General features: G+C 43.3%; 28 protein-coding genes and 1 pseudogene. 4 read left to right on the top strand and 25 right to left on the bottom strand.

All coding sequences use genetic code 11. From position 1 onward, the window contains the following. From ACINWC323_RS15625 to ACINWC323_RS15710, 18 genes and pseudogenes are all read right to left on the bottom strand, one after another. Positions 1-209 (bottom strand): annotated as a pseudogene (locus tag ACINWC323_RS15625) (alkyl hydroperoxide reductase subunit F); the annotation flags it as partial. 209 nt (positions 210-418) lie between these two features. Then, positions 419-1,333 (bottom strand): hypothetical protein, encoded by a 915-nt coding sequence (locus ACINWC323_RS15630; protein ID WP_009508546.1) that lies wholly within the window; start codon positions 1,331-1,333, stop codon positions 419-421. Between the two features lie 28 nt (positions 1,334-1,361). Then, positions 1,362-2,486 (bottom strand): toxic anion resistance protein, encoded by a 1,125-nt coding sequence (locus ACINWC323_RS15635; protein WP_005285074.1) that lies wholly within the window; start codon positions 2,484-2,486, stop codon positions 1,362-1,364. A gap of 12 nt (positions 2,487-2,498) precedes the next feature. Further along, on the bottom strand, positions 2,499-3,275 hold the full coding sequence (locus tag ACINWC323_RS15640; protein ID WP_005285071.1) for a hypothetical protein: 777 nt from the start codon (positions 3,273-3,275) through the stop codon (positions 2,499-2,501). Positions 3,276-3,450: 175 nt separating this feature from the next. Then, the gene (locus tag ACINWC323_RS15645; protein ID WP_249364853.1) at positions 3,451-4,422 is read right to left on the bottom strand and encodes a putative solute-binding protein; all 972 of its coding nucleotides are present in this window, start codon (positions 4,420-4,422) and stop codon (positions 3,451-3,453) included. Positions 4,423-4,596: 174 nt separating this feature from the next. Next, complete coding sequence (locus tag ACINWC323_RS15650; RefSeq protein WP_005285065.1) at positions 4,597-5,019, bottom strand: PaaI family thioesterase; 423 nt, start codon at positions 5,017-5,019, stop codon at positions 4,597-4,599. A gap of 63 nt (positions 5,020-5,082) precedes the next feature. Beyond that, positions 5,083-6,066: a fatty acid desaturase family protein gene (locus tag ACINWC323_RS15655; RefSeq protein ID WP_005229831.1), complete on the bottom strand. Its 984-nt coding sequence runs from the start codon at positions 6,064-6,066 to the stop codon at positions 5,083-5,085. 125 nt (positions 6,067-6,191) lie between these two features. Further along, on the bottom strand, positions 6,192-6,989 hold the full coding sequence (locus tag ACINWC323_RS15660; protein WP_005229829.1) for a PaaX family transcriptional regulator C-terminal domain-containing protein: 798 nt from the start codon (positions 6,987-6,989) through the stop codon (positions 6,192-6,194). Between the two features lie 109 nt (positions 6,990-7,098). Next, positions 7,099-7,899 (bottom strand): undecaprenyl-diphosphate phosphatase, encoded by an 801-nt coding sequence (locus tag ACINWC323_RS15665; RefSeq protein ID WP_009508562.1) that lies wholly within the window; start codon positions 7,897-7,899, stop codon positions 7,099-7,101. Positions 7,900-8,023: 124 nt separating this feature from the next. Continuing rightward, positions 8,024-9,913 carry a M48 family metalloprotease gene (locus ACINWC323_RS15670; protein ID WP_171062159.1) on the bottom strand — a complete coding sequence of 630 codons (1,890 nt, stop codon included), beginning with the start codon at positions 9,911-9,913 and terminating at the stop codon, positions 8,024-8,026. A gap of 101 nt (positions 9,914-10,014) precedes the next feature. Beyond that, positions 10,015-11,553, bottom strand: a complete 1,539-nt coding sequence (gene purF, locus ACINWC323_RS15675; protein WP_005229824.1) for an amidophosphoribosyltransferase — start codon at positions 11,551-11,553, stop codon at positions 10,015-10,017. 24 nt (positions 11,554-11,577) lie between these two features. Next, on the bottom strand, positions 11,578-12,171 hold the full coding sequence (locus tag ACINWC323_RS15680) for a CvpA family protein (protein ID WP_005229822.1): 594 nt from the start codon (positions 12,169-12,171) through the stop codon (positions 11,578-11,580). A 1-nt stretch (position 12,172) separates the two neighbouring features. After that, entirely contained in the window at positions 12,173-13,180 is a 1,008-nt protein-coding gene (locus ACINWC323_RS15685; protein ID WP_009508628.1) for a quinone-dependent dihydroorotate dehydrogenase, read from the bottom strand. A 431-nt stretch (positions 13,181-13,611) separates the two neighbouring features. Then, on the bottom strand, positions 13,612-14,091 hold the full coding sequence (locus tag ACINWC323_RS15690) for a type II secretion system protein M (RefSeq protein ID WP_009508583.1): 480 nt from the start codon (positions 14,089-14,091) through the stop codon (positions 13,612-13,614). Continuing rightward, positions 14,091-15,230, bottom strand: a complete 1,140-nt coding sequence (gene gspL, locus ACINWC323_RS15695; protein WP_032881059.1) for a type II secretion system protein GspL — start codon at positions 15,228-15,230, stop codon at positions 14,091-14,093. Before gspL ends, ACINWC323_RS15690 begins: the two co-directional genes overlap by 1 nt. Before the next feature lie 40 nt (positions 15,231-15,270). Further along, a complete protein-coding gene (gene sixA, locus ACINWC323_RS15700; protein ID WP_009508555.1) occupies positions 15,271-15,726 on the bottom strand; it encodes a phosphohistidine phosphatase SixA in 456 nt (151 codons plus the stop codon). Positions 15,727-15,801: 75 nt separating this feature from the next. Further along, positions 15,802-16,875 carry an NAD(P)H-dependent glycerol-3-phosphate dehydrogenase gene (locus ACINWC323_RS15705; protein ID WP_005229812.1) on the bottom strand — a complete coding sequence of 358 codons (1,074 nt, stop codon included), beginning with the start codon at positions 16,873-16,875 and terminating at the stop codon, positions 15,802-15,804. A gap of 48 nt (positions 16,876-16,923) precedes the next feature. After that, positions 16,924-17,502: a nitroreductase family protein gene (locus tag ACINWC323_RS15710; protein WP_009508556.1), complete on the bottom strand. Its 579-nt coding sequence runs from the start codon at positions 17,500-17,502 to the stop codon at positions 16,924-16,926. A 255-nt stretch (positions 17,503-17,757) separates the two neighbouring features. Between ACINWC323_RS15710 and ACINWC323_RS15715 the strand changes: the two genes are divergently transcribed. Continuing rightward, a complete protein-coding gene (locus tag ACINWC323_RS15715) occupies positions 17,758-18,141 on the top strand; it encodes a hypothetical protein (protein WP_009508586.1) in 384 nt (127 codons plus the stop codon). Between the two features lie 48 nt (positions 18,142-18,189). On the opposite strand, the gene ACINWC323_RS15720 is transcribed toward ACINWC323_RS15715, so the two are convergent. Further along, the gene (locus tag ACINWC323_RS15720; protein WP_005285044.1) at positions 18,190-18,444 is read right to left on the bottom strand and encodes a hypothetical protein; all 255 of its coding nucleotides are present in this window, start codon (positions 18,442-18,444) and stop codon (positions 18,190-18,192) included. A gap of 152 nt (positions 18,445-18,596) precedes the next feature. Further along, the gene (locus tag ACINWC323_RS15725) at positions 18,597-19,784 is read right to left on the bottom strand and encodes a phosphoglycerate kinase (RefSeq protein ID WP_005229804.1); all 1,188 of its coding nucleotides are present in this window, start codon (positions 19,782-19,784) and stop codon (positions 18,597-18,599) included. A 140-nt stretch (positions 19,785-19,924) separates the two neighbouring features. On the opposite strand from ACINWC323_RS15725, the gene ACINWC323_RS15730 reads away from it, so the two are divergent. Together ACINWC323_RS15730 and ACINWC323_RS15735 are read left to right on the top strand one after the other, a co-directional pair. Next, entirely contained in the window at positions 19,925-20,308 is a 384-nt protein-coding gene (locus ACINWC323_RS15730) for a DUF2237 family protein (RefSeq protein WP_005229802.1), read from the top strand. Continuing rightward, positions 20,308-20,901 (top strand): Maf family protein, encoded by a 594-nt coding sequence (locus ACINWC323_RS15735; protein WP_009508569.1) that lies wholly within the window; start codon positions 20,308-20,310, stop codon positions 20,899-20,901. The genes ACINWC323_RS15730 and ACINWC323_RS15735 overlap by 1 nt, the downstream gene beginning before the upstream one ends. Before the next feature lie 8 nt (positions 20,902-20,909). On the opposite strand, the gene ACINWC323_RS15740 is transcribed toward ACINWC323_RS15735, so the two are convergent. Next, positions 20,910-21,530: a GAD-like domain-containing protein gene (locus ACINWC323_RS15740; protein WP_009508592.1), complete on the bottom strand. Its 621-nt coding sequence runs from the start codon at positions 21,528-21,530 to the stop codon at positions 20,910-20,912. A gap of 147 nt (positions 21,531-21,677) precedes the next feature. Continuing rightward, positions 21,678-23,168 carry an MFS transporter gene (locus tag ACINWC323_RS15745; protein WP_009508595.1) on the bottom strand — a complete coding sequence of 497 codons (1,491 nt, stop codon included), beginning with the start codon at positions 23,166-23,168 and terminating at the stop codon, positions 21,678-21,680. A 126-nt stretch (positions 23,169-23,294) separates the two neighbouring features. Here ACINWC323_RS15745 and ACINWC323_RS15750 point away from each other — a divergent pair, with 126 nt between their 5' ends. After that, positions 23,295-23,876, top strand: a complete 582-nt coding sequence (locus tag ACINWC323_RS15750) for a TetR family transcriptional regulator (protein WP_009508627.1) — start codon at positions 23,295-23,297, stop codon at positions 23,874-23,876. 1 nt (position 23,877) lies between these two features. On the opposite strand, the gene ACINWC323_RS15755 is transcribed toward ACINWC323_RS15750, so the two are convergent. The 3 genes from ACINWC323_RS15755 to ACINWC323_RS15765 form a co-directional block, all read right to left on the bottom strand. Further along, positions 23,878-24,294 carry a hypothetical protein gene (locus ACINWC323_RS15755; RefSeq protein ID WP_009508626.1) on the bottom strand — a complete coding sequence of 139 codons (417 nt, stop codon included), beginning with the start codon at positions 24,292-24,294 and terminating at the stop codon, positions 23,878-23,880. Between the two features lie 32 nt (positions 24,295-24,326). Next, entirely contained in the window at positions 24,327-25,580 is a 1,254-nt protein-coding gene (locus tag ACINWC323_RS15760; RefSeq protein ID WP_009508623.1) for an EstA family serine hydrolase, read from the bottom strand. Positions 25,581-25,659: 79 nt separating this feature from the next. Continuing rightward, positions 25,660-26,514, bottom strand: a complete 855-nt coding sequence (locus tag ACINWC323_RS15765; RefSeq protein ID WP_009508607.1) for a MaoC family dehydratase — start codon at positions 26,512-26,514, stop codon at positions 25,660-25,662. Positions 26,515-26,662: the final 148 nt, after the last annotated feature.

The following is a 26,662-nucleotide window of genomic DNA, read 5'->3' as shown; positions in this document are numbered from 1 at the left end:
CCTGCTTTGGCGACACCGAAGCTAGGACGGCGAGCGTTTGAACCGTCAAAACGCGCCGTAACCTGATCAGAAAGTTCTGCGATTTCAGTCACCAGTTCTTTGATTTTCTCTGCTTTGTCTGAGTCATCTAAAGCAGCAACCAGTTCGATCGGACTTTCTAAACGTTCTAAATAAGCTTTTAATTGAGTTTTGATATTTTGATCTAACATGTATTTCTCCAAACCCTAAGACTTTTAAATCGGTCAATTCATTCAATGAGGCTATATTACGTAAAAATGATAAATAGGTAAAACAGTATGTTTTTATGAGTTCAATCGAATAAACCTATCAAAAAAATCAACTGGCACAGCATACGACGGCAACGACAAAGGTTAACCCGGTGCGGTACGATGTCAGGCGTTCTGAACATAAAAACAGATTAATACTCAAGCTTTTGACTGATCCGATTGCGACGATTTTTTAAATGCTTGGCGAGCATGTATAAAATGGCAGTTAAAGCCAAAACCAGAATAACGATTCCGCACAAGATCACATTCACAATCTGAGAAATACGCTCGGCTCGCTGGGCCCGTAAATCCAGCGGTTGTGTAAGTGCGGTGATGCTTTTACCGTAAAGCTGCTGTTGCATGACCCACAACTGCTCAGCTTTAAAATCGTATTTCTTAAATAAAAGCGGATCATTCTTTTCTGCATCAATCAGCTGATTCATATAGACATTGGCGGTCTTACGATCGGCGGGCTGATGCAATAAGGCCACTTGGGCCAGCACATACGCTTTTTCAGTCGAAGAAATTTCGGCTTGTTGCAAATCCTGAGCAATCTGGCTTTCCACAATATTATTTTGATAACTCATCCACTGCTGATAAGCCTGTTTGGTTTCATCTTTCCAGTCATACTGAATGTAGCTTAAACCAGACCAGAGTAAGATAAATGCAATGATCCATGCCAGAAAGCGTTGCGTCCAGGCCTGAAAACGCTGCTGAAAAAACCGGAGTTTTTTTGCCCAGCCGACCAGAAAAAATGCCCCAATAAATGAAACCAGGATCTTCAGGAACAGCCAGCCTACCCATGACAGTAAATTAAATAAATAATCAACAGGTTGCTTGAAAGGAACAAGCTCCTGGACATGATAAGGCAAATCGAGTACCTGAACCTGCATGGAAAGATCGAAGAAACGATAGATCAATTCTTTTTGAAAAAATAGCGATGCAATGGTAACAAGCGCCAGAGTACTACTTAGAAAAAACCAGATCATTAAATGACGCTGACGTTTTTTTAACACATCTAAACGCTGGTCAAGCGGCTGTACACTAAAATCGTCTATCGGTGACAATGATCTTTCCTTCAAAAAATTAATCGTATCAAGATTGAGGTGGCTGGCTATTCTCCAGCACCAGATGATTCAGACTATCCTGTAAAGCCCGTAACCGTGTCGTGGCTTCGGCACGTTTCTGCATGCCTTCTTTCTGGATCTGAATCACATCATTTACTGTTTTAATGAGGGTGTTTTGAACATGTTCAAGGGTTTCCACATCAATCACTGAACGCTGATTGGCTTTAGCCGTATCAACCGAGTTTTGATGAAGTAACTCTGCATTACGGCGTAATAACTCATTGGTGGTGTCATCAATGGCTTTGGCAAGCTGTACGCTATTCTTTTGCTCCTGTAATGAAATCGCCAGACTAATCTGGTTTTTCCAAGCTGGTAAAGTGATATTTTTAATCGCATAGAACTTATCGACCAGCATCAGGTTATTCGACTGGATAATGCGGATCATGGGCAATGTTTGCATCGCAGACTGTTGTAATACCTGTAAATCACTGACCCGTTTTTCCAGATTATTGGCTAAGTGATTCAGATCATAAATCTGTTGTGTGGTCTGCTGGTCCTGCTCTTGAGCCGTCAAAGCCGAAATCTGCTGCTGGATATCCTGTTGCTTCAACTGACCCGCTGCGATATACACACCTAGCTGCTTGTATTCATCCTGTACGGCATCAAACATTTTATCAAGCGTACCAACCCGTGCCTTCAAGCCAGATTGAGAGCTTTCAATTTCCTTAACCAGCACATCAATCTGTTCTTTGGTGGTATTAAAATGCTGATCAAAATTTTGCTTGGCGCTTTTAAACTTGCTGAGTAGACCGCCCAAAAAACCCGAGCTTTTTGATTTATTCAGAATGCTAGATGTATTCAGCTGCTGGGCGACCTGCACCACTTCATTGAGTTTTTGCCCGGTGTTATCCAAATCTTTATTCTGCACCAGACTCAGCAATTCATCCGTATAGGTTGAGGTCTTGTTGGCAATATTTTTGCCATATTCCGCCACAACAGTCGGACTCATCTCTGCCAGCTCTTTATGCGCATCCATCACCTCGGCAAGGTCATGCGGCTGTAAACCCAGCTCTTTCAGGTTAAGCTGCTCGAAACGTTGCTCGGTTTTGAGTTCAAGTTCATGAGATACTTTGCTAAGTTCTGAATCTGACATGGTATTCCCCTCTTATTTCTGTAATGATTTTTTCAAATTTTGAATCAGGTTTTCTCGGCTCTTGTCTAGTTGCTCAATGGTCGACGATGACCCGGACTCACGACTTTGCTTCAAATGATATTGCCATGCAGGAATTAACACCTGTTGCGCTTCCTTAAAACGGTCTAACAGGCTAAACGACAAATGCTGGGACAATTGCATCTGCTTCATCGCAATATCATTACTGCTCTGTAAGGTTTGTAGCGTATTCACTTTTTTTGACAGGCGCTCGACAAAATGGTCCAGCACTTGCTGCTTGCTAAATTGAGGATATTCTTTTAAAAACTCATCCGCGGCCTGAATATAGGCTGCCATCTGCTCACGCAAACCCAATGCCTGTTGCAGACGTGACTGCGATTTCTGGATTTCTATCTGCAAGCGCTGACTCAGATGATTGGCTTCATGAATCAGACGATCTAAATCTTTGAGATATTTGACTTGACCCGCATCATATTCGACATCAATCCCCAGCCATTTTTGCAATGCATTGAAACGACGTCCACCCAGATATTTTTTTGAAAGCGAAAGCTGCTGAATAATCTGGCTAATCACTTCGCTCAATTGCTGATTCAGTTTGGGATCAACACCATTGAGCAAAACACTCTGGGCTTGTACCAAATGATCTGCATAATGATTTAAACGATGTGGATCGTTCAGCAAAGGCACTAAATCATTACGCTTGATCGCTAAAATATGTTCTTGATTTGACTCAATTTGCGATAAAGGTATCAAGTCGGGCGGTATCGTCATATAAGTTAAAAATCGTGGGTACAAATAAATTTGGACAGCTTTAGTTGTAGCATGTTCTGGCAGTTTCGCCTACAGCATTGTTGTTATGTTTTTTAAAATATATGGCCCGATTAAAAAGCAAAAACCCTCTAAATTACAATCAATAAAGAGGGTTATGCCGAGCCTAATTCATGATTTATTCATCATTCAGTGCACATTCAAAACTATTTGGATTTTGCTTGCAACGCACCTTCTTCAAGAAGTTCATCATTTTCGGATCATAAATCCCGGCCTTGGTCAGGGAAATACGTGCCTCACGCATCATTTTCATATAATTCACCTGCTCTTCAGGGGAAATATTCATCCAGTATCTGGCTGGGATTTCCTTTTCATATTTGGCGATAATATTAAAGGTACGGCCCAATTGACCTGCCACCCATTCACGTGACTTTTGTCCAAAACCTGCCGGAAACTTATCCTTGCGAATAATAAAATTTGCCGAGATTTGCGTGAGCGGGAATTTTACGATGCCGCCTTTATCGCCTAAACCTTTATAAAGTTCAAAAGGCTTATAGGCCACAATCGGTGCAGGCACGATATCAATCTGGTGATTATTGAATTTGGCACCGGCATTGGTCACATCAACTGAAACTGCTTGGGCACCAACCTGAGCTACCAGCTTCGGTTGTGCCTCGTCATAGGCAAACACCCCGACCTTCTTCCCCGCAGCCTTAGCTAAGGTATTGACGCTACGGTCAGAAACAAACAGATAAGCAGGCCCAATGGTACCAAGTCCGGCAATCTCATAAGGTCCATTGATCATGCTTTTTGCAGCTTGGGGCTTGGACAAAATTTGATAGGCTAAAATTGCCGTTTTTAAATCGGTCAGCGCACCAATCGCATCTAGAGAACCGACATATTTATTGAACTGTCGGCCACGTAAGCCACTGATAATCGCTCCATCGCATTGCCCGACCTTCAGATCTTCTGCAGCCACACGCTCATCGACATAGGCACGTAAATCGATATCCGCACCCCATTTTTTGGCTTCAAGCGCATAATCCTTTGCCAATGCAAAAGCATCGCCCGATTTACCCACAGGATCGAATACACACACTGTTTGCTTGGCCTGTGTAGAGGCTGCACATCCTAGCAATGCCAAAGCCATCAAACCGTTTTTAATGATCATTCCGTTCTTCCCGAATCAGTTTTGTTATCTATTGATCACACCTGATTGAGCTGCATGATCCTATGACATGTTTTATTTTTTTAAGTGATTTGCAGTCAATAAAAACCGAGTAGATCCTTCAAATCAGCTGATTCATTGGCCCGTTCTAGATATTCAGTCAGATGATTTTTGTGGCAGTGCATAAGTGCCAATCACATGTGCCACAGGTTCCTCATCATCCAGTGAATATAACCAGACTTCGCCCGTGACCAAGGTTTTACCCACTTTTATCAACTTACAAACAGCTCGAATATCACGATTGCCATTTGGTTTACGAAAAAAGTTAATGGTCATATTGGTGGTCACCGCCATCGCAACCAAACCTAAATGTCCCAAAATGGCAATGTACAGCACGTAATCCGCGACCAGCATTAAGGTCGGCCCAGAAACCGTCTGACCTGGCCGTAAATCACCTGTATCAACACGATAAAGCAGCTGTGCTCCTCTGGGTGTAATTTCTTCAATACTGCTTTTCATTAGTGCTTGCGGAAATTCTTGTGCCAGAAATCCCATGATTTGGTCTTTTGTTGCTGCCATGCGTTCTTCCCTTGCTCCTGTTATTTGATCCCTGATTGAAACTGACATGCTTGTCACGCTAATTTAATCCGTCTGACTGGAAAGCTGATTTAATACCTGCCAATAGCTTGGCGGTTCAGCCACATGTCCACGTTCACGTAGCATTTGATGCACTTTTGGCAGTTTAAAGTAAGGTACCGCTGCCATCAAATGATGTTCTTTATGATAGTTTACATTGATCGGAGCAACCAAGGCGCGTGCCAGAAAGCCCGCTTTGGTGGTCCGGGTATTGGTTAAGGCACTGTGACTGGTCTCCATGCCAGCATGCTCTGCCATTGAACGGACTCTGAGAAATAAAGGGAATGGGGTTAAATAGGCCACCACCCACAATGCATAAAGTTTAGGATGACCTGCCGCCCATAATGCTGAAAATAGCGCGGCATTGGTGGCAATTGCCCCACCACTATTCTTTAAAAAGGCTTTGGGATAATCAGTCCAGTGTTTGCCTTCCTGAGAAATCCAGCGACGGTCATTGGAAACTGTCCACTCCATTTTCTCAATATCCATCAGCACACGACCGACCGCAAACTTAAATCCCGTCACTCCAGTTAAGTCACGCATAAATTTGCGCATCAATGATTTCTTAGAGGTGGGAAAACCCGCGACCAGTGATAGATCGGGATCATCCACTGTCGAGGTTTTGCTGTGATGGCGCATGTGATGGGCACGGTATTTATGTAAATCATTCCAGATCGGACGCGCGCACAACCAGTCAGTGAATGTGTCATTCAGCCATTTGGTTTTAAACAGGCTCTGATGTGAGGCATCATGCATGATAATCGCCAAGGCCAGCTGACGTCCTGCCAAAATGACCAGTGCTGCTATGCACATCAGTAATTTCCCCCAAGCGGGCAAATATTGCCATGAACTGGCTACGGCAGCAAAAGTCCCGCCAATCACGGCCCAGGTCGAGAACACCGCCCAACCACCATGCAAATCTGATTTTGCTGTGAGTTCAGTAATTTCCTCTCTACTGAACAAGTCACTAATTGCAACACGTGTATTCATCTGTTTACCCTGCCTGGAGCTGTCTATTTTTATAAAACTACACAATTTATATTTTTATTCTAAACTTAGTAATATTTCTGTCAATAAATTAAAATTAGAATAATCGTAATATTTGTAATCAGGATTTACTCAACATGGCTTTCATAAAATTTGCGCCATGCGTCCAGTCCGGTCTGATCCAGCTGTTGTACACTTGCAGCGAATTGCTGGCGCAGTTGCACATCTACAAAATCTTCTGGCAATAAAGGATCATTCATCAATAAAGAAATGGTCTGTCGCCCAAGCAATAAAGACTCTCGAGCAGCATCCTCTAAGGAGAGTTGCGATACAGTCGCTAACCACTGCTGAATCATCTGGGCATATTTTTCATAATTCTGGTTTAAGGTCTGGGTTGCCCAGAGTTTTGGCAAATTCGCTAAAGTTGTCGCATCAAAATGATTGATTTGACAGATCTTGGCAGACTCTTCCAACCCCGAAGACTTCAGTTCGGAAAAAAGCGCATCAAAACCAATAGCCAGATTATCCGGACGGATATAAATCCCCTGTTCCAGCTCTTTAAAACCAAAATGCTTGAGTGCTCTTTCACGCCGATTTAAAGCGGTACGGTCAACACGCCCTAACGCTCCGGTTAATACTGCCAAATATTGATGATTCCAGTTCTTGGTCTGTTTAATGCCTTGTTTACGGTTTAACATGACATCAGCCCATTCATGCGACTGCACCGTAAACTGATAGATACCGCGCTCAATTGCTTCAATCACGCCATCACTGGACAAACGGGTCACTGCGACGCGAATGCTGTTCTCACTAATGTCAAATAGTCTGGCTGCCACAATAATCTGCTTAATTGAAATTGCACCACCTTGTAAGCCCAGCAGTAAATCTATTATTAAATCACGCGCATTCATTTTAGCTATTGTCATGTTGCAGTCGAACCGATCTGGAAATATGAAAGATAAGATATAAGAGATTGAAATCTTAACTGAGAATCTTCCTTTTGGCATGTGCCAAAAGGAAGAGTTTTTTTATTATTTATAGGAAAACAAACAGTAAAATAATACCGAGAACAATACGGTACCAGGCAAATACACGTAAGGTATGGCGTTCAACAAATTTTACCAGGGCGCTGACCACAAATAGTGCCGAGATAAAGGCCGCGACAAAACCCACCGCAATATTCAGCATATTGTCTTGCGTCAGTACATCCGCATTACGTGCCAGGTCAAATACCGCTGCGCCCAACATGGTCGGCATCGCCAGGAAGAATGAAAATTCGGTTGCAGCTTTACGTGACAAGCCTGCAAACATCCCCCCCACAATGGTTGCACCTGAACGCGAGGTTCCCGGAATCATGGCCACACATTGTGCACAGCCCACCAGAAATGCCTGCTTATAGGTAATCTTGGTTGCATCCGTAGTTTTATGATCAAATTTAATCGACTCCACCCAGAAAATGATCAGACCGCCGACAATTAAAGCGACTGCAACCACCAGCGGACTAAACAGGACACTCTTAATAAAATCGACTGCAAATACCCCGATCACCACCGCTGGAATAAATGCCAGTAAAACGCTAAAAGCAAAATGCCGTGCTTCTGCATCGCCGCTAAAAAATCCTTTGATCAGGTCAAAAATCTTTTGTCGATATAACCAGCACACCGCCAGAATTGCACCCAGTTGAATCACCACCTCAAACACCCGACCGTCATCGGAATGAAAGTCGATCATATGACCAAATAAAATCAAATGACCGGTACTTGAAATGGGCAGGAATTCAGTTAAACCCTCAATAAAGCCTAAAAACAAGGCTTTTAAAATTTCAATATGTTCCATAAATTACTCAAAAGCAGGTAATACAAGAATAAAAATAAATGGCAAGCTTACCTTGAAATGGCAGCATTTTATGTGTTTGTCACGTAACGTTTTTATCAAAAAAACACGTGCAAGTGAATGTCCCTTAAATAATCATCAGACTATTTTTCTTTTGCATTTGCTCAACCACTTCGTGTGTATCAAAACCCAGACGCCAATATAAAAGCTCTAAAACATCCAGCTCATCCTGGGTAATAATCCGGTCGTTCCAAAGACATCTTTCTGCAATCGACAAAATATTGAGACGATCGCGCAATAACAACCCCGACACGTCATTCAGGATTTCCGCCAGATCCAGTGGCTCATCCGAAATATCGGCATAGGTTTGCATTTCATCTTCAGTCAACAGCAGTTGCAAGATACGTTCCCGCACCTCAAGCTGATTTGGACTATTAATTTGCTGGACATGCAGCAAGGCATCAATCAAATGCACAATCTGGGATTTCACATCTTCAAAAGCCGCAGGTAAATGGGCCGGCATTAAATTCAGTTCATGTTTGACGCGTTCGAGCAACAAGGCATCCAGCAAGCCCACTTCCCCATCTTCCTGAATAATACAGGCCAGCTTGGTAAGAAATTGACGGGCGATACTGGCTGGCATGTGCCCAATATTCTTGCAGGCATCATGGAAAATCTGCACATGGATACGGCCATCCAGATTCAGTAAGGCATCGACGATGGCATGGCTGACCGGTGCATCCTGTGGAATAAATTCGCGATATTGACGGATCATCAGAATCGCCACCATCACCTCACGCGAACCCGTTGCGGTTTGCATGGCGCGCTGAATCAGTTCAGGGCGTTTCTTATTTTTACGTATCTCTGGGTTAAGCGGCTTAATCGCATCGTTCAGGGCAAAGCTAATCGGCGACAAACGCAACAGTGGCAAAGGCTGCGGTGAGCTCCACGGCGTGGTAATGTCGGTAGTTTCTTCTTCCAGCGAACGAAACAGGCTAAACAAAGGACGATTACGCAGTTTTCTGAGATTTTCCAACTGTAAATCTTGCAATAAGGTCGGGTTCAATTCATAGATGCGATCTTTAATGCTGGGATGAATATTCATCCAGCTTTGCGGGCTCAATGAATTGGCAAAACACATATGTGAAATGGATTCAGAATAGGCGCTATGAATTTGCGAACCGGAATGATGCACGTAAATCCGTAATAAGGTTTGAATATTGGCATTATTATTCATCAAGCGCATGGTCTTGAGATCATTGCGAAAGGTTCGCCCACTCAAGGTAAGGTATTTAATTGCACGAGTAATCAAAATACCTAAACTACCAATCAGCCAGATCACGCCCCCGATTGCGACAAAAATGGTTTCAAACTTATTGCGATAGGACGTTGCATAGGGACTATATCCAGCCTGAGCCAGCTTACTGCCCCATTGGCTAAACGTGGTCAAGCCACTGTATAACAATTTTAGCTTGGTATTCTCGACGGCTTCTCCGGATAGAATCTGGTTAAACTCATAACTGAGCAAACCATACAGTTCCAGCTCATCCAGGTTTTGCAAAGCCCCCCAGGTCAGGATAATTACAATATCCTGTGATCTGAAGCCTGCGGTTAAGGCATTTACCCCAACTTCATCCGGTAATACATAGACAGCAGGAGGATCGATGGAAAAACTTTTGGCAACTTGCTCCACAATTTTTAATGCCGTACTTTCTTCCGGTGTACTTTCATCAAATAGCAGACGTCTGGCTTTTAATTGCTTGGCAAGTGAATGCCCACCTTCACGGAGTACATATAATTCTGCACCGACCGACCAGAACAGCACACAAATCAGTAATAAAATGAAATAGGGACTCAGCGCATGCCACCAGATGGGCTGGGTATAATCAAAAAAATGAACCACCAAACCTAAAATTAGATTAAGAATAAAAACGGTCAATAACATCGCCAGCCAACAAAAGCTCATTGACCATGCAATATTCTTATTTTCGATTAAGTAATGGCTCATTTCTCTCAATGTAAATTTTCCTGATTACATTGTTTCTAGTAAGGACTTCCGTATCCGCTATCATAAAATAAAAAAGCGGGAAATTCCCGCTTTTCTATAGACCAAAAGGTTTACATTTCTTTGATACCGGTTAAATCTACCGAAGCGGCATCAATATTCACATCGATATAGCTATCCAGTTTATTTTTGGCAGAGTCGCTACGTTTTTGCTCAAGGTTATCAAGGTAAGCTTTGTCAATGCCACCTGCGACATAAATGCCGTCAAATACAGAACAGTCAAATTCAGTCAGATCTGGCACTTTACTGGTACGTACGGCATTTTTCAAATCTTCCAGATCCTGGAAAACCAGACGGTCTGCACCAATATTTTCACGGATTTCTTCTACGGTACGTCCTGATGCAATCAGTTCAGCCTTGGCTGGCATATCAATACCATAGACGTTTGGATATTTCACCATTGGCGCGGCTGAAGCAAAGAATACTTTCTTCGCACCCGAATCACGGGCCATCTGGATAATTTCGTTACAGGTGGTGCCACGTACAATCGAGTCATCGACCAGTAATACATTCTTGTCTTTAAACTCAAGTTCGACCGGATTCAGTTTTTGACGAACTGATTTTTTACGCTGTTGCTGACCTGGCATAATGAAGGTACGTCCGATATAACGGTTTTTCATAAACCCTTCACGGAATTTCACCCCTAAAATATTGGCCAACTCTAAAGCGGAAGTACGGCTAGTATCCGGAATTGGAATCACCACATCAATATCGTGCTGCTCACCCCATTCTTTCAAAATCTTGTACGCCAGCTTCTCACCCATTTTCAAACGGGCTTTATACACGGAAATCCCGTCGATCGTGGCATCTGGTCGCGCAAAATACACGTATTCGAAAATACATGGACGATATTCTGGGTTTGCAGCACATTGCTTGCTAAACAACTGACCATTTTCATCAATGAAAATCGCTTCGCCTGGCGCAATATCACGCTCAACTTTAAAACCGAGTGCGGTAATCGCAACTGACTCAGAAGCGATAATATATTCAGTGCCTTGCTCAGTTTCGCGAGAACCGTAGACCAGCGGACGGATACCATTCGGGTCACGGAAGCCGACCAGACCGTGGCCTGTGATCATGGCAACCACGCCATAAGCACCTTTACAACGCTCATGTACGCGAGAAACGGTGTGGAAAATATCGTCTGGCGTTGGATTTAAAGTGCGAAGCTTTTGCAGTTCATGCGCAAATACGTTGAGCAGGACTTCTGAATCAGAATCCGTATTCATATGACGTAAATCTGTTTTAAACAGGTCATCATGAATTTCTGCGGCATTGGTCAGGTTACCATTGTGTGCAAGGGTAATCCCGTAAGGAGAGTTTACATAAAACGGCTGTGCTTCAGCACTGCTGGATGAACCTGCGGTTGGGTAACGCACATGTCCAATCCCGTAGTTGCCAAGCAATGCACGCATGTGACGGGTATGAAATACATCGCGTACCATACCGTTATCTTTGCGGAGAAATAAACGCCCTTGGTGGCAGGTTACGATCCCTGCGGCATCCTGTCCTCGATGTTGCAGCATCGTTAAGGCATCAAATAACATTTGGTTCACTGGTGATTTACCGGCTATCCCAACAACTCCACACATAGCAACCTCGCGACAAGCTAGCGATTAATAAAAAGGATTTTTCGTCGAATGATCAGAACGCTCAGTGACTGATGCACGTTCTGATTCGTCCATTTCTGGTGAAGGGCGATGTAATAGCGCACCTTCGGATGTCATTTGATGTAAGGCTTGATTTGCCGCATCTTTGGACATTTCAGTTGCCAAAGGTGCGTAAGGTAATAAAATTTGTACAAATTTAGACTGTTTCCAGTGCGGTGAGCTTTCAACCCACGGTCCAAGTCCCTGCATGGTGATCAACACAATCAAAAGGCCTTTGAGCGAACCAAAAGCGCCCCCTGCTAAACGATTTAATGGGCCCAGTTTTAAACTTTTCAAGAGCCCGTTGAGTAATGCCGAAACAATCCAGGTACACACTACGATGATCAATACGATAAAAGCAAAAGCTGCAATTTTTTGCACAACCGGGTCTTGGCTCAGACTGCTCATCGCAGGGGCCAATAACACAGCGTATTTTGCTCCAATGATCAATGCAAATATCCATCCGATCAAGTTGGCAAAGGCTTTAATAAATCCTTGGCGCAAACCGTTCAGCCCTCCAATGAGCAAGATGACCAGAATAATGATATCAAGCGTGTTCATTTCACGATGTCATCGCATTAACACAATCTTTAATCAGGGTTGGACCGGTATAAATCAGTCCGCTATAGACCTGCACGAGACTTGCTCCTGCCTGTTGTTTCGCAACCGCATGTTCGCCTGCCAGAATACCGCCGACACCAATCAGAGGAATCTGGCCCGCAAGTACCATCGCAAACTGACGCAAACATTCGGTACTTTTCTCAAATACAGGCGCACCAGACAAGCCACCCGCCTCATTACCGTTTTCCAGGTTTTCGACACCTTCACGGCCCAGCGTGGTATTGGTCACAATGAGACCATCGATCTTGAATTGCAATAATTGTGCTGCAATAAAATCAATATCTTCTGCAGTGAGATCAGGTGCAACTTTAAGCACCAGAGGAACATAATGATTATATTGTTTTGCCAGCTCTAGTTGTCGATCTTTTAATGTTTGTAACAACTCTGTCAGTGCGTCACCGCTTTGTAAGCTACGTAAGTTTTTGGTATTTGGCGATGAAATATTCACCGTAACATAAGAAGCGTAATTATAAACTTTTTCGAGACTGATCAGATAATCAGAAACCGCATCTTCAACTGGCGTATCGGCATTTTTACCAATGTTAATACCTAGCACACCTTTAAATTTTGCTGCCTTGACATTCTCAATCAGCTTATCCACGCCGTCATTATTAAAACCCATACGGTTAATAATGGCTTTTGCCTGAGGAATACGGAATAAACGCGGTTGAGGATTACCTGCTTGTGGACGTGGTGTAATGGTTCCAATTTCGATAAAACCGAAGCCTAAAGCTGCTAAAGCATCAATATGCGCACCATTTTTATCCAAACCAGCGGCAAGACCTACAGGATTCGGGAATTCAATGCCCATACATATCACAGGTTTTGCTGCTACTTTCTGATGCATGAAGCCAATTTTATGGGCTTTATCCAGCATTGAAAGTGTAAGTTCATGTGCACGCTCTGGCGCTAAAGTAAACAACAAAGGGCGAGCCAATGAATATAACATACCAATCACAGTCTACTGTTTTTTCAAGTAGGCATATTATAGGCATAGGCGTATCAAAACGCCATGCCTGACATAGGGTTATTTTTTAAGGTCTGGTGACATTTCAGCCATATATTGCCAGACTTCTACAAAACCATTCAAACGAGACCTCTAATGTAGATAAGGAGGCGTCGTTGGCAAACTTTATAAGCCAGTTTGCTGATTTTTTGCTTTAGTCCCAACAACCTATTTATATTCAGGAAAAGATACGCCGGACTACTCTAGACAGGAAACTATGCAGTATTATTCCTCATACAACCGACCTTCCCTGACTTTGTTTACGGTTTATGATTGAGTTCCAGTATCGCCTACTCAGAAAGATCATGTATTACAAAAAGGCTACGCATTCAGGCTGAGTCCTCATACTATGTAAAAAATCCAAAACCCTGATCTTATTGCACTGTTGCAGTCAATTTAATCTGATTGTTATTTGACACCATATCCATTTTTTGAATGCTAATGCCCATTTGTGACAACTGCATTAAAAAGTTAGCTAAAACAGCATAGTTTTGATGTTCTGCCACCAGTTGAATCTGTTCCCCATTTTGCTGGGAGGAGACAGCCAGGCCCTGCTGCTGCGCGGTACGCTGAATCTTGTCCGCAGCGGACAGTGCAAGATCATTGGCAGGCTTCATGGTGGCAGCATTGCTCTGCATCCAGACGGTCAGATCCTTGAGTTCATTTAAACGTTTTTGCTGTTGATCGGCCAAAGCGTGCATTTTCCACAAGGAAAAACCAATAATAGTCACGATCACAAAGATGGTCGTAAAAATAACCATCACGCGCTCACGTACAGATAAACCTTGCAGATAGTCATTAAGCGCTTCAATTTTCTGGTCGAAGCTGTTTTGTAAACGTGTTAGTGCTTTCATTATTTTACTTTTACCACCCCGATTGCGCCGACACTGTCCGCCTGCACATTACCTAACTCAGCCTGAAAACCTTGTTGATTTAATTGCTGGGTCAGCCCTTGCAGATCTTCTGCCGATTTTGCCTTGAGCGACATGGCCAGTGTTGAAGCCTCATAGCTGACTTGCTGGGCCACAATCTGTTTTTGCATCAGGATAGGCCCGACACGACTCAACAGTGAAAGTGCCTGGGTATCGCCCAGCTGACTCATCCGTAACTGGCTTTCAAACTGGCTCTTGATATTTTGTTCAGTGACCCTGATATTTTCGCCGAACCAGTATTTATATTGGTCAATGGCTTGAGCAGCGGTCTGATCCGCGACTTTTTTCAGTTTCGACCAGCGCAAGGCATCATAGCCTAGTTGCACTACGATCACAGCCAACAGCACTGCCGCGGCAGCTTTCCAATAACCCGACCATTGGGTTTCGGCATGTTTTGACTTCGGCAAAACATTAAACGGATGCTGTTTTGCTTTTAACAGGGGCTGAAATTGATAACTGAATTCCGTGCGCTGGTCTTTGCTGGATGCCGTTGCCAGACTGTCCATCTGGGCAGCATTTAAATTGGCAAACTTAAACTGCGTTTCAGCTGGCTGGAACTCAAGAAATAAACCCAGATCATCCACCGAGTTCCCCAACCATGCATTTTCCCTGACCAGTAATTGATCATAGAGATTGACCAGCACCACTTCATGCTGTGCGGGTTCAGGCAAAATCAAAAAGTCAGGCAAGAAGGCACTGATCTGGACAGGTAACAGACTAAGTGCATGTTGCCAGGTTTCAATACTTGACTGTGCTACCCCCAAAATACTGACCTGATCCTGATGAAAATGATGGACCACTTTCATCTGGTCAATCGGCAAGCTTACAAACTCTTCCAGAAGATATTTAATCCCTTCTTGTCCCAGTTGTTTGTAATGTACCTTGGTCATCGCCTGTTGCAACATCTGCGCATGACGGCTTGGAAAATAAACCACGGTCTCTTTTCCGCTATGCGCCTGCAAGTCTTGAATCAGTTGCTCAAGACTGTCTGCCTGCAACCAGTTTTCCCCAGCCGACCAATACCATGTTCCATTGGTTTCGGGCATCCATATATACAGCATCGGTGTTCAGTACCCTTATCCTAACGCGGATATATAAAAATTATAATGTTGGCGTAAAACGGTTCTTTTGTGTCGATAGTCCATTCGCGATCACAGCTTGATCATAAATACGGGCTTCTGCCAATGCAAATGGATTAAAGTTCTCATGGGTCAACTGTTCAGCAATATGCGCCACCACATTCATATGACAGACCACTGCAATTGACTCATAGGGTAATTTTGACAACCATTCAATCGCATCTTTGGCCTCATCATCCGGTTTGATTTTATCGCAAATCAATACGGGAATACCGTGAAAATGTGCCTTGATATGGGCCAAAGTTTCCTGAGCACGTAACAAAGGACTCACCACAAAGATGTCTGGCTGAATCACATCTTTTAAAAACTGCCCGGTTTGCTCAGCCTGCTGATGACCACGCTGGGTTAAGGGGCGTTGCATATCGTTTCCATTGATGGCTGGAGACGCTTCACCGTGACGAACTAAAGTTAACTGCATAAAACGACCTTATTTTTTATAGCGGTATCATAACGCGAATAGATGACAGTTTTTTGATACATCTCATGATTTTGCTTAGACTTCATGATGAGGTAAAACAAACTCTACATCACTACGATGACCATTTTTCATTAACGACAATGCAATATTCATGGGTGGTGCGCCTTCAAAAATTACTTCATATAGCGCATTGGTAATCGGCATATACACATCCAGTTCTTGTGCTTTGGTACGCACCTGAACAATGGTATTAATCCCTTCAGCGGTCTGCCCCAATTCTTTGCTTGCCTGATCCAGTGTTTTACCTGAACCCAGCGCAAAGCCAATCTGATAATTACGGCTTAATGGACTATTACAGGTTGCGAATAAATCACCCACGCCCGACAATCCCAGGAATGTTAAAGGATTGGCACCCTGCTTGACCGCGAAACGGCTCATCTCAGCCAAGGCGCGGGTCAGGATCATACTCTTGGTATTTTCACCAATCTTGTAAGCATCCCCCATCCCCATCGCCACGGCATAGATATTTTTCAGTGCACCGCCCAATTCCACACCATGCACATCATCGCTACCAAACACACGGAATAAAGCACTGTGTAAGGCATGCTGAACGGCATAGCGAACCAGTTCAGAATCACTGGCAATCACAGTGCCTGATGGCATACCTGCCATGATTTCTTTGGCAAGGTTGGGACCCGATAACACACCGTAGGGTACTTCCGGCAATTCTGTACGAATAATATCACTCATGAAACTGAAGGTTTTGGCTTCAATCCCTTTGGTCAATGAAACTACAGCCTGAGATGTAATAAACGGTGCAATCTGCTTTAACACATCACGAAATGAATGGCTCGGAATCGCCACCAGAATAATGTCACGGTCACGTACTGCAAGCTCCAGATCAGCGACTGCACGCAATCCGGCTTCCAGAGTAAAATCAGGTAAATAGCGTTTATTGACGTGAGTCTGGTTAATTTCTTCTGCGACGGCAGCATCACGAATCCAGATCATGGTATCGCAGCCATTACGCACAGCCAGGTTAGCCATGGCTGTACCAAAACTACCACCACCCAATACTGTAATTCTTAATGCTGTTTTTTGATCTACAGCCACCGGTTCAACTAAATCGCTAAATTTTAACTCTGTCATTTTTTATCCTGAAACCTGTTTTCTTTCTTTCATCATTACAAACCGAGCTTAGTTTGCTTGCCACACCTTGACAAAATCCTGACTGTTTATTTCTGCACGTGGTGCAATCGCCTTTGCCGCAGTGCCAATATAAATAATTCCTGAAATTAAATCTTGCTCTTTTAAACCCAACTGCTGTTTTAACCAGTTTGACTCAACGACGGCACCTGAACGCCACATGCTGGCAAACCCTTGGGCCTGTAAAGATAACAAGAAGTTCTGAATCGCTGCGCCCGTACTCAGGATCTGTTCAAAGTGCGGTACTTTGGGATGATCCTGAAGGGTCGTTAAAGCCAGAACCAGCAACGGCGCACGGAACGGATGCTGCTTGACCCGATCGAGCTGGGCAGAATCTGTTTCTCCGAGGTCTGCCAAGGCCTTAGCCAGATGCTCACCAAAAGCAGCGCGCTGCTCAGCAGTAACGATGACAAAACGGGTCGGTTTTAAACGATGATGATCTGGGGCAGTCAGCGCAGCTTGCACTGCTTTTTCAAGTTGTTCTGTATTCGGTGCAGGCTCAATGAGTTGCCCAATAGATTGACGTTGATGAATATTTTGATGAATTGTCTCTATATTTGAGTCCGTCATTGAAATGAATCTAACTAACACAAGGATGGCGCTAGATTAGCATAATCTGAATGAATTCCACTATGCCTAATTCCTGCTTGTAAGGATGGGTTATATTGCTTTTTTGTCAATAAATGGAAAACCTCATGATTACTAAGCTCATCATTCATTTGACAAAATTAACAGAGTCTCTGCACAAACTGTACATAACCTGCCAAAGCCCCCATAAATTATATGTTCAAATAATATGATTACGTAATCACTTGAGAACAAGCAATGAAAAAAACCTTCATCATGAGTTTACTTGGCGGCCTGGCATTGGGTCTAACGGCATGTGCATCTACACCGACCAATACCTTGGCCATTCAAAAAGAAAATAATCAGTTTGAAGTGACGGGCATTGGTAAAACCAACCTGATCGCCAAAAATAATGCGATTAGCGCTGCTCAAAAAACCTGTACCCGCAATACTTCACCTGTTGTTGTAGATGAAAAAACAGCGTATCAAGGTGTACTCAAAGGCGTGGTGGATGAGCAAACCGGCAAGATGGTAGAAGCTGCCGCAGGTGTGATTGGCACCATTACAGGTAAAAATGCCTCTTTAGCCAAAGATGATGATTACCAGACCACACTCACCTTCTATTGCAAGGCCAATGCCTAAATACAAAAAAGCCGATGTTTCTACATCGGCTTTTATTTTATGTATGGCTTAGTGAGCTTGGCTCGCAGCAACTTCTGAAGCCGCCCCATGCTCTGCAACATCGCTATTATGTTCATCTAGATTGGGCTTATCAATGGCATCAATTGCAGCTTGTTGTTCTGGAGTGGTCTGTGTCGATTGAGTAGATACAGCAGAAGCTGCCTGATCTTGCTGTTCAGCATTCTTCGATTCATCTTTCTTTGCACATGCAGTCAGCATGATTGGAGCAATGATTAGCGCGGCAAGGGTCAATTTAAATTTCATCACGGCTTTCCACAGTAACTTGATTAACTTGTGACAAGCATATTTCAGATATATGACACTTTAATGACGACCCTGTTATACAAAAGTAAAAAGAGCCGATTTAAATCGACTCTTTTTTTATTTCTTTATTTAATCAAAGCGCTACGGCTTGATTAAGCACGTTCAAGTAGAACCGCAACCGCCGGTAGAGTCTTGCCTTCTACGAACTCAAGGAAAGCACCGCCACCGGTTGAGATATAACCGATTTGGTCAGCAACTTCATATTTATCAATCGCAGCCAATGTGTCACCACCACCTGCAATCGAGAAACCAGCAGATTCAGCAATCGCCAAAGAAAGTGCTTTGGTCCCTTCACCGAATTGATCCACTTCAAATACGCCCACTGGGCCATTCCAAAGAATGGTTTTTGAAGATTTCAGGATTTCTGCAAATGCTTTAGCCGTTTCAGGACCAACATCCAGAATCATATCGGTGTCAGTCACATCTGCAACATTTTTCACAACAGCTTGCGCGCTTGCCAATGAACCAAGGAAGTCTTCAAAGTTGATCTGGCTGGCATCTGCAACCACAACATCCGTTGGCAATGGCACACTGACTTTTGCAGCAATTTGTTTTGCCGTTTCAACCAGATCAGCTTCGTAAAGTGATTTGCCCACGTTATAACCTGCTGCTGCAAGGAAGGTATTGGCAATACCGCCACCAACGATCAATTGATCGCAGATGGTAGACAATGAGTTTAATACATCAAGCTTGGTTGATACTTTAGAACCGGCAACAATCGCTACCATTGGTTTTTCTGGGGTTTGCATGGCGCGACCAAGCGCATCTAACTCAGCAGCCAGTAAAGGACCTGCCGCTGCGATTGGTGCAAAACGTGCTGCTCCTTCTGTTGATGCTTCTGCACGGTGCGCTGTACCAAATGCATCCATTACGAATACATCACAAAGCGCTGCATATTTTTTTGCCAGTTCTTCGTTATTCTTCTTTTCACCGTGGTTGAAACGCACGTTTTCAAGTAATACCACCTGACCTGCTGCTACGTCCACACCATCTAGATAGTCTGTGAATAATTTAACGTCTTGACCCAAAGCCTTGCTTAAATAAGCAGCAACTGGCGCAAGTGATTGTTCTGGTTTTGGCTCACCTTCTACAGGACGACCCAAATGAGAAAATACCATCACTGCCGCGCCTTTCTCTAAAGCAGCTTTAATAGTCGGCAATGCCGCACGTAAACGTGCATCACTGGTAATTTCCCCATTTTTTACAGGAACGTTTAAGTCTTCACGAATAAGGACACGTTTACCTGCTAAATCAAGATCAGTCATGCGCTGAAAATTCATGGATGGCTCTCTAGTTGATTTTAAAAACGGCACAATTTTAAATGATTCTCTGAAATAAAGGTGAGTTTTTTTGCAGAAAAGCTGCCGAAGCCGTCACTTTTGATTATGATAATCAGCGTCACTCGATCTTTATTATTATTATGTCTATTCATCCAGATCCTAAAATTAATCGTTTAAATGTGCTTGGCGAACCTTTAGCCAGCTGTTGTTATGATCCCTTAACCGGATATTTCCGTAATGGTTTTTGTCATACCGCGGTCACCGACTCAGGCCAACACACCATGTGCGCGCAAATGACCTCTGAATTTCTGAATTTTTCGCAAAAGGTCGGCAATGACCTGATCACCCCCTTACCTGAAGTCGGCTTTCCGGGGCTTAAACCGGGTGACTTCTGGTGTATCTGTGTCACGCGCTGGGTTGAAGCCTATCAGGCTGGGCATGCACCCCCGATTAAACTGAATGCATGCCACAACGCGGTACTACACTATGTACCCCTCAATATTCTTGTGGAATATGCAGTGTAATGCGTCAATATGAACTGATTCTGGCATCCGGCAGCCAGACCCGTAAAGACCTCATGGATCGTTTAAGGCTGGATTATCGCTGTATCTCTCCTGATATTGATGAATCTGCAACAGGTGAATTACATGCCGATGATTTGGCTAAACGTCTCGCTTTTGAGAAAGCAGCTGTGATTGCTGCGCAACATCCAGATGCGATTGTGATTGGTTCCGATCAGGTCGCTTGGCGTGAACATACACCTTATGATTTCATTGGCAAGCCACTGAGCGTTGAAAATGCCATTCAGCAATTACAGGCCAACTCGGGTCAAACCGTGTTTTTCAGTACTGCGCTCAGTGTCCAACATGTACAATCGGGCTTTGAAACGACACTGGTTGAACATTACCAAGTCAAATTTCGTCAGCTAACCTTGGCAGAAATTGAGCGTTATATTGAGATTGACCAGCCCTTGCATTGTGCCGGCAGTTTTAAATGTGAAAGCTTGGGCATTAGCTTATTTGAAAGAATGGTGGGTGATGATCAAACCACCTTGATGGGCTTGCCGATGATTCAGTTGTGTAAAATCTTACGTCAGTTTGGGGTAAATACGCCTTAAGTGTTTCCTCAAATCGAATATAACTGGAGATCAGTAAATTGGCGCATAATATCCAAATGTACATCCAATGGCACTTTTTGGATATTCTCAAGCGACTCTCTACCACCAAGCACTAGAAATGGCTGAAAACCATATACTTCATTCGTTCCAAGTGCTCCAAATTTTTCGAATGCCTGATCAAATAATGAATTACCATGATCATCTTCGAGATCAAATGTTCTTTTTTTACAACTAGAAAAAAATGTTTGTATCTCCAACTCCTTGTTTATTGGCATTACTTCTTTACTACCAACAATAGTACCTTTAACACAAAGTATATCTATTATCTGAGCACTTTCTGGCTGAAATGCATATATACTACCAAATGCAGTTCTAGCAAAAACATACCATTTTAATCCTTCAAGTTTAGGAATTCCTTCTATCCATTCTTGTACGATATCTTCGTAGTCCTCCGGATTGGTTAACCATATCAATCCGTTTGCAAAGGGAGACCACCCATATTCTTCCCAATAGGATAATAATGCATCTGGCAATATCCCCTTATATTTTTTATAAGCTAATGATGGTACTTCAATATAAGCACATGGCTCTCCTACAGACTCTATAAAATATTCAAAAAACTCATCCATAGCTTAAACTCTCATATCATTTTGATATTCATGCATTTATCCAATCTTATTCTACAAGCTATAAAATAATAAGTTAAATTTTTAAAAGTTTAAGCTCAACCACAAAAAAACACCCTGATCCAAACTACTTTAGATCAGGGTTAATCATTATTCCTCAACGACCTTGACTCGCTTTGGTAAAGCAAACCAGATAAAGATCGACAAGATCAAGAATAATAAGGCTGCCACATTCAACACGGAACGATGCGATTGGCTAAAAGCCTGTTTTGCAGCTGTAATCACATGCTCAGCAATCATGGGTTGTAATTGCTTGACAGCTTGAACTGCCTCGCCAATCGAGCTACTCACCTGTTCAATAATGCCAGATGGCACATCGGGTGGTACTACAATCGAGTTGGCATAGAACCATGATAACATCAGACCAAAAAAGGCAATGCCTAGCCCTGCTCCCAATTCATAGGCCATGCCTTCAATTGCCCCTGCTGCCGTGGCTTTACTTGGCGGCACTGACGACATAATAGCCGAGGTTGACGCCAGTAAAGCAATTTCTACGCTGATTCCCAGCACAACCATCCAGCTCCAGACCTGCATCTTCGCCTGCATAAAGTCTGTATTGGCCAGGCCCCACAGACTTACCGCGCTCATCAACATGCCCAGCGATGCCACCGAACGCAGACCGAAACGGTTGACCAGTATACTGGCAATTGGACCACCTAAACTAATCGCCACCATAAACGGTAAAATAAATGCACCCGCAGCCAATGGTGAAAGCTGGTAAACAAATTGCAGTTCCTGCGAAATCAGTAATTCAAAACCGACCAGCGCCATCATGGAGACAATTGCCATCACCACGCCCGTTGCAATCACCGGATGTTTAAACAATTGAATATCGATCATTGGCGAAGTTGAGGTGAGCTGTTTACGGATAAAGCCAACTAACAAACTAAAACCGACTGCAAAAATCAATATCGTCCATACCGTAAAACCATGCATCACGGTTTTAACGGCATAGATCATACTCAGGATCGCAACCACCAAGACTAAGGCTTGTAACAAATTCAGATTTTGCTTGGGTTGGCCTGTTTGCTTCGGGATCAGGAGTGCAGCCAATACCACCACGACGATCATGATAGGCACATTAATCAGAAATACTGCGCCCCAATGGAAATGCTCCAATAAGAAACCACCAAGTAACGGACCAAAGGCTGCACCACCACCGCCGACTGTTGCCCAAATCCCTAAAGCAAAGTTTCGTTGTTTTTCATCCAGGAAGGTATTACGAACTGCAGATAAAGTGGCAGGCAGAATCATTGCCCCACCCACGGCCAATAAAGCCCGTGAAGCAATCAATGCCAATGCCGTTGGAGAGAATGCGGCTGCCAATGAAGCAAGGCCAAATAAAATAGCACCAGTCATCATCAGGCGTTTAAAGCCGATTCGATCACCTAATGCACCCATCGGTAAAATCAGCCCTGCCATGACCAGTGAATAAATATCAATAATCCATAACAGCTCATTGGCTGAGGAAGAAAGCGACTCGCTCAAAGTGGGTGTCGCCACATGTAAAATCGTTGCATCAATCGCGACAGGAATATAGATCAATACAACGATTGCAAGAATTAACCACTTGCGTGACATAAATGCCTCTAAATTGGACAATTGTTCAAATTGATGTCATTATAACCAAAATTGAACACTCGTCCAACTTTTAAATTTGGTTTAGTGTGTTCCCGATTTATATCTTGGTAGAGGTGCAAACAAAGAATGGCTTATTTAAATCGCGAACAACGTCGTGAAATGATTCTACAGGCAGCCATGCAGGTCGCCTTAAATGAAGGTTTTTCTGCGATGACCGTACGCCGTATTGCCACCGAAGCGCAAACCTCGACAGGACAAGTTCATCATCATTTTGCTTCCAGCTCGCATTTAAAAGCAGAAGCATTTATCAAACTGATGCAACAACTGGACGAAATTGAAAATCAGGTCAGCACAGCCAACGCCTTACAACGTCTTTCCCTCCTGCTGGGTTGCGAAAATATTGAACAGATTCAGCCTTATTTAAGACTCTGGAATGAAGCTGAAGTGCTGATTGACCAAGATGAAGAAATTAAACGGGCCTACAATATCGCCATGCAAGATTGGCATCTTTCCATTGTCAATATGATCAATGAAGGTCAGGCACAGGGAGAGTTTCAATTTGAGAGCAATAGCCATGACATTGCATGGCGGTTAATTGCATTTGTATGTGGTTTGGAAGGAATTTACAAACTCGGGCTGAATGGTTTAAATGAAGCTGATTTTAAACGTCATACTGAGGCCATGATTCAGGCAGAATTGTTTCTTTAATTTATTTCTCCTGTTCATCCCACCATCTGATGTTATAAATTTCAGAATGTTGAGCTAAAATTTTCTCAATTGTATCTGCCATACAATTGAGTTGATTTGAAATATCAATTTTTTTAAATAACCATTTACGAATAGTAGGTGTAGCGGGATGCAGGAAAATTAAAAAACTATTTTTGTACTCGTCCTCATAACGATTACATCCAATCCCTATATGTGGATACTGTTCATTGTCTAACTCAATAAAACAGCCCCAATCTTCTAAACAGTAATCACTTGTAATACCTTGCTGATTGAACTGTTCAACTAAATATTTTGCTAGACTCTCTGCCCAAATCTGCCCTTCCCATTGATCAATTTCATTTTGGGTCTGAGGAAATGCATCGCTACAAAATTCAATATGTGTTCTTAATATTGTCATTTTTATTCAAGCTCAAGTTGGTAAAAGGATGGTTAAAACCAGCCTTTGCGCCCATTTAAAATTGCATCGGCACAACGTAATGTTTCCTGACTCAGGCCCCACAAACGATAATCACCAGTTGCTGAAGTCACATTAAAATTGTGGGTATAAGCAAAACTCAGTTCACGATCAACATCACACCAAGCTCCCGAGCCATTAAAGCCCACATGTCCAAAGCCGTGGGGCGCACGTTTACCCAGGGTGAGAATACGGTGGTAGCCCAAACGCCAGTGCATTGGAATCGGCATGACCTGATCACGTGTTTTGCTTTGTACCGTACTGAGTTGCTTGAACACTTCTGGTCGAATCAGTTGCTGACCTTGCCATTGCCCCTGATTGGCCAGCATGGCATACACTTTAGCCAGACTATCTGCAGTAAATACACCGTTGGCTGCCGGAATGACCGCTTGTAAGCCCTCATCACTATAAAAGCTAAAATGGCGCATCCCTTTAGGAATCATGGCATCCTGAAAATCTTGCGGGTTTTGTCCTGAAAGCTCCAATAAGCGTTCCGATAAAGAGGCTTTACGGGGTTGACTGTTTTTCTTGTTCTGCGGTTTAGCTTGAGATGCCGTTTTGGGTTTTTCCAATAAACGTGCAACACGATCTAATTCTGAAGCAGGCGTTCCAAAATAAGCACCATCCAGTTCAAGCGGTTGTACCAGATATCGTTGCATCAGCCAGCTTAACGGCTGTTTGGCTGCTTTTTCAATGACACCACCGAGAATCCAGCCATAGGTCAAAGGTTGATAAGCATAGCTTTGCCCTGCCATAAAACGCGGTGTTGCTGCAGCCACCACATCTAGCATATGCGACCAATCCAGCATTTCTGTGGCAGTATCAATCATATTGCGAATATCAAACAAACCGCTTTGATGGGATAACACATGACGCAAGCTAATATTGGCCTTGCCATTTTGAGCGAACTCAGGCCAATAATGTGCAATCGGCTGCTCATAATCCAGCACACCTTCACTCACTAAAATATGAGCCAGCGTTGCAAGAATCCCCTTACCGGTTGAATAGCACATGGCCAAGGTATCGGCTTGCCAGTCTTCATGTTGAGATTTTTTCCCCGTGAAAATATCAACAACTTTCTGCCCCTGAAAATACACCACCAATGCCGCGCCACCTTGCTGGCTACGTGCATCCTGTAAACGGCTAAACTGGTGAGCCAGATCAATAAAGCGTTCATCAACGCTACCGTGATAATGATGTGTATCAGCAAATAATAATTCTTTAATCAAAGCTCAATTCCTTATGATATTTATGTTTTTATGGTCTCCCTATTGCGCACAACAGGGAGCATTGCAATTTAAGAATGGATTAAAGTGCCTTCACTGTACCTGCCACATGTGGCTTTTTAGATTTCAGATTACGGATCAGGAAATCTGTTTGCGTTGATTCAGCTGCGGTGAGGAACTCAACCGTTGAAGGTAAATACATTGGCAATTTAAACCAGACATCTGCCTCATAAGCTGCTGGAAGCTCAATGCTCGCCAAAGCTTTAGCCTTGCTCCACATACCATGTGCAATCGCCTGTTTAAAACCAAATGCTTTTGCAGTTACGGCATGGATATGAATCAGGTTAAAGTCGCCAGAAATCACCGCATAACGGCGACCCGTATTTTCTGAAATATTCCATTCTGCCTGTGGTTGATAAGCGGGTTCTTGCGTATCTTTAGCCTTCTCACCTGCTTTTTTCTCAGTTTTCTGACGTGATAAATAAGTGGTTAAACTCTCCATCACCACTTCACCGTCTACTTTCGCAGTGGTGATAAAATCAAATTGCAAACCTTTGTCGTGCGGTTTTAATTCACCAAACTTGCACGACAACGTGATTTGCTCATTCACGCCAATATTACGTATTTGCTTGATCTGGTTACGGATATGCACCAAACCCAAGATTGGGAATGGAAATGCTTCGCTGGTCATCATGTGCATTTGCAGACTTTGCGACAAAACCGCCAGATAAATTGCAGGTACGACACCATCATTTTTAAAACCACAAATCTCGTTATAGCTTTCTAAATGTTTGCTATCAATTTTAAGTGTATCTACCACATACTCCACTTGTGGCAGAACTTTTTCACCTTTTGGCTTTTTGAAAATGAGACCTTGAATGACTTTTGGATAAGCTAAATAAGGTTTTGGCAACTGACTAAAATGACGTGTATTCATAATAAACCTTTTATATTTTAGGAATCCTCCCCAACCCTCCTTTCATAAAGGAGGGAGCTTCCACAAATTATACAGGTTTTAATTTTTAGGAATTCCCCTCTTTTTAAAGAGGGTGAGGAGTATTCGCTCCGCAAGGGAGATTTTATAG

The sequence above is a fragment of the Acinetobacter sp. WC-323 genome (assembly GCF_000314615.1).
GTDB classification, from domain to species: domain Bacteria; phylum Pseudomonadota; class Gammaproteobacteria; order Pseudomonadales; family Moraxellaceae; genus Acinetobacter; species Acinetobacter courvalinii.
Note: the sequence above shows the minus strand (reverse complement) of the source record. Positions and strands in the feature narration are given on the sequence as shown.

Coding starts and splice junctions, on each gene's coding strand:
- ACINWC323_RS15635 (WP_005285074.1), bottom strand. CDS start 2,486: ATGTCAGATTCAGAACTTAGCAAAGTATCTCATGAACTTGAACTCAAA.
- ACINWC323_RS15640 (WP_005285071.1), bottom strand. CDS start 3,275: ATGACGATACCGCCCGACTTGATACCTTTATCGCAAATTGAGTCAAAT.
- ACINWC323_RS15645 (WP_249364853.1), bottom strand. CDS start 4,422: ATGGCTTTGGCATTGCTAGGATGTGCAGCCTCTACACAGGCCAAGCAA.
- ACINWC323_RS15650 (WP_005285065.1), bottom strand. CDS start 5,019: ATGGCAGCAACAAAAGACCAAATCATGGGATTTCTGGCACAAGAATTT.
- ACINWC323_RS15655 (WP_005229831.1), bottom strand. CDS start 6,066: ATGAATACACGTGTTGCAATTAGTGACTTGTTCAGTAGAGAGGAAATT.
- ACINWC323_RS15660 (WP_005229829.1), bottom strand. CDS start 6,989: ATGACAATAGCTAAAATGAATGCGCGTGATTTAATAATAGATTTACTG.
- ACINWC323_RS15665 (WP_009508562.1), bottom strand. CDS start 7,899: ATGGAACATATTGAAATTTTAAAAGCCTTGTTTTTAGGCTTTATTGAG.
- purF (WP_005229824.1), bottom strand. CDS start 11,553: ATGTGTGGAGTTGTTGGGATAGCCGGTAAATCACCAGTGAACCAAATG.
- ACINWC323_RS15680 (WP_005229822.1), bottom strand. CDS start 12,171: ATGAACACGCTTGATATCATTATTCTGGTCATCTTGCTCATTGGAGGG.
- ACINWC323_RS15685 (WP_009508628.1), bottom strand. CDS start 13,180: ATGTTATATTCATTGGCTCGCCCTTTGTTGTTTACTTTAGCGCCAGAG.
- ACINWC323_RS15690 (WP_009508583.1), bottom strand. CDS start 14,091: ATGAAAGCACTAACACGTTTACAAAACAGCTTCGACCAGAAAATTGAA.
- gspL (WP_032881059.1), bottom strand. CDS start 15,230: ATGCTGTATATATGGATGCCCGAAACCAATGGAACATGGTATTGGTCG.
- sixA (WP_009508555.1), bottom strand. CDS start 15,726: ATGCAGTTAACTTTAGTTCGTCACGGTGAAGCGTCTCCAGCCATCAAT.
- ACINWC323_RS15705 (WP_005229812.1), bottom strand. CDS start 16,875: ATGACAGAGTTAAAATTTAGCGATTTAGTTGAACCGGTGGCTGTAGAT.
- ACINWC323_RS15710 (WP_009508556.1), bottom strand. CDS start 17,502: ATGACGGACTCAAATATAGAGACAATTCATCAAAATATTCATCAACGT.
- ACINWC323_RS15715 (WP_009508586.1), top strand. CDS start 17,758: ATGAAAAAAACCTTCATCATGAGTTTACTTGGCGGCCTGGCATTGGGT.
- ACINWC323_RS15720 (WP_005285044.1), bottom strand. CDS start 18,444: ATGAAATTTAAATTGACCCTTGCCGCGCTAATCATTGCTCCAATCATG.
- ACINWC323_RS15725 (WP_005229804.1), bottom strand. CDS start 19,784: ATGAATTTTCAGCGCATGACTGATCTTGATTTAGCAGGTAAACGTGTC.
- ACINWC323_RS15730 (WP_005229802.1), top strand. CDS start 19,925: ATGTCTATTCATCCAGATCCTAAAATTAATCGTTTAAATGTGCTTGGC.
- ACINWC323_RS15735 (WP_009508569.1), top strand. CDS start 20,308: ATGCGTCAATATGAACTGATTCTGGCATCCGGCAGCCAGACCCGTAAA.
- ACINWC323_RS15740 (WP_009508592.1), bottom strand. CDS start 21,530: ATGGATGAGTTTTTTGAATATTTTATAGAGTCTGTAGGAGAGCCATGT.
- ACINWC323_RS15745 (WP_009508595.1), bottom strand. CDS start 23,168: ATGTCACGCAAGTGGTTAATTCTTGCAATCGTTGTATTGATCTATATT.
- ACINWC323_RS15750 (WP_009508627.1), top strand. CDS start 23,295: ATGGCTTATTTAAATCGCGAACAACGTCGTGAAATGATTCTACAGGCA.
- ACINWC323_RS15755 (WP_009508626.1), bottom strand. CDS start 24,294: ATGACAATATTAAGAACACATATTGAATTTTGTAGCGATGCATTTCCT.
- ACINWC323_RS15765 (WP_009508607.1), bottom strand. CDS start 26,514: ATGAATACACGTCATTTTAGTCAGTTGCCAAAACCTTATTTAGCTTAT.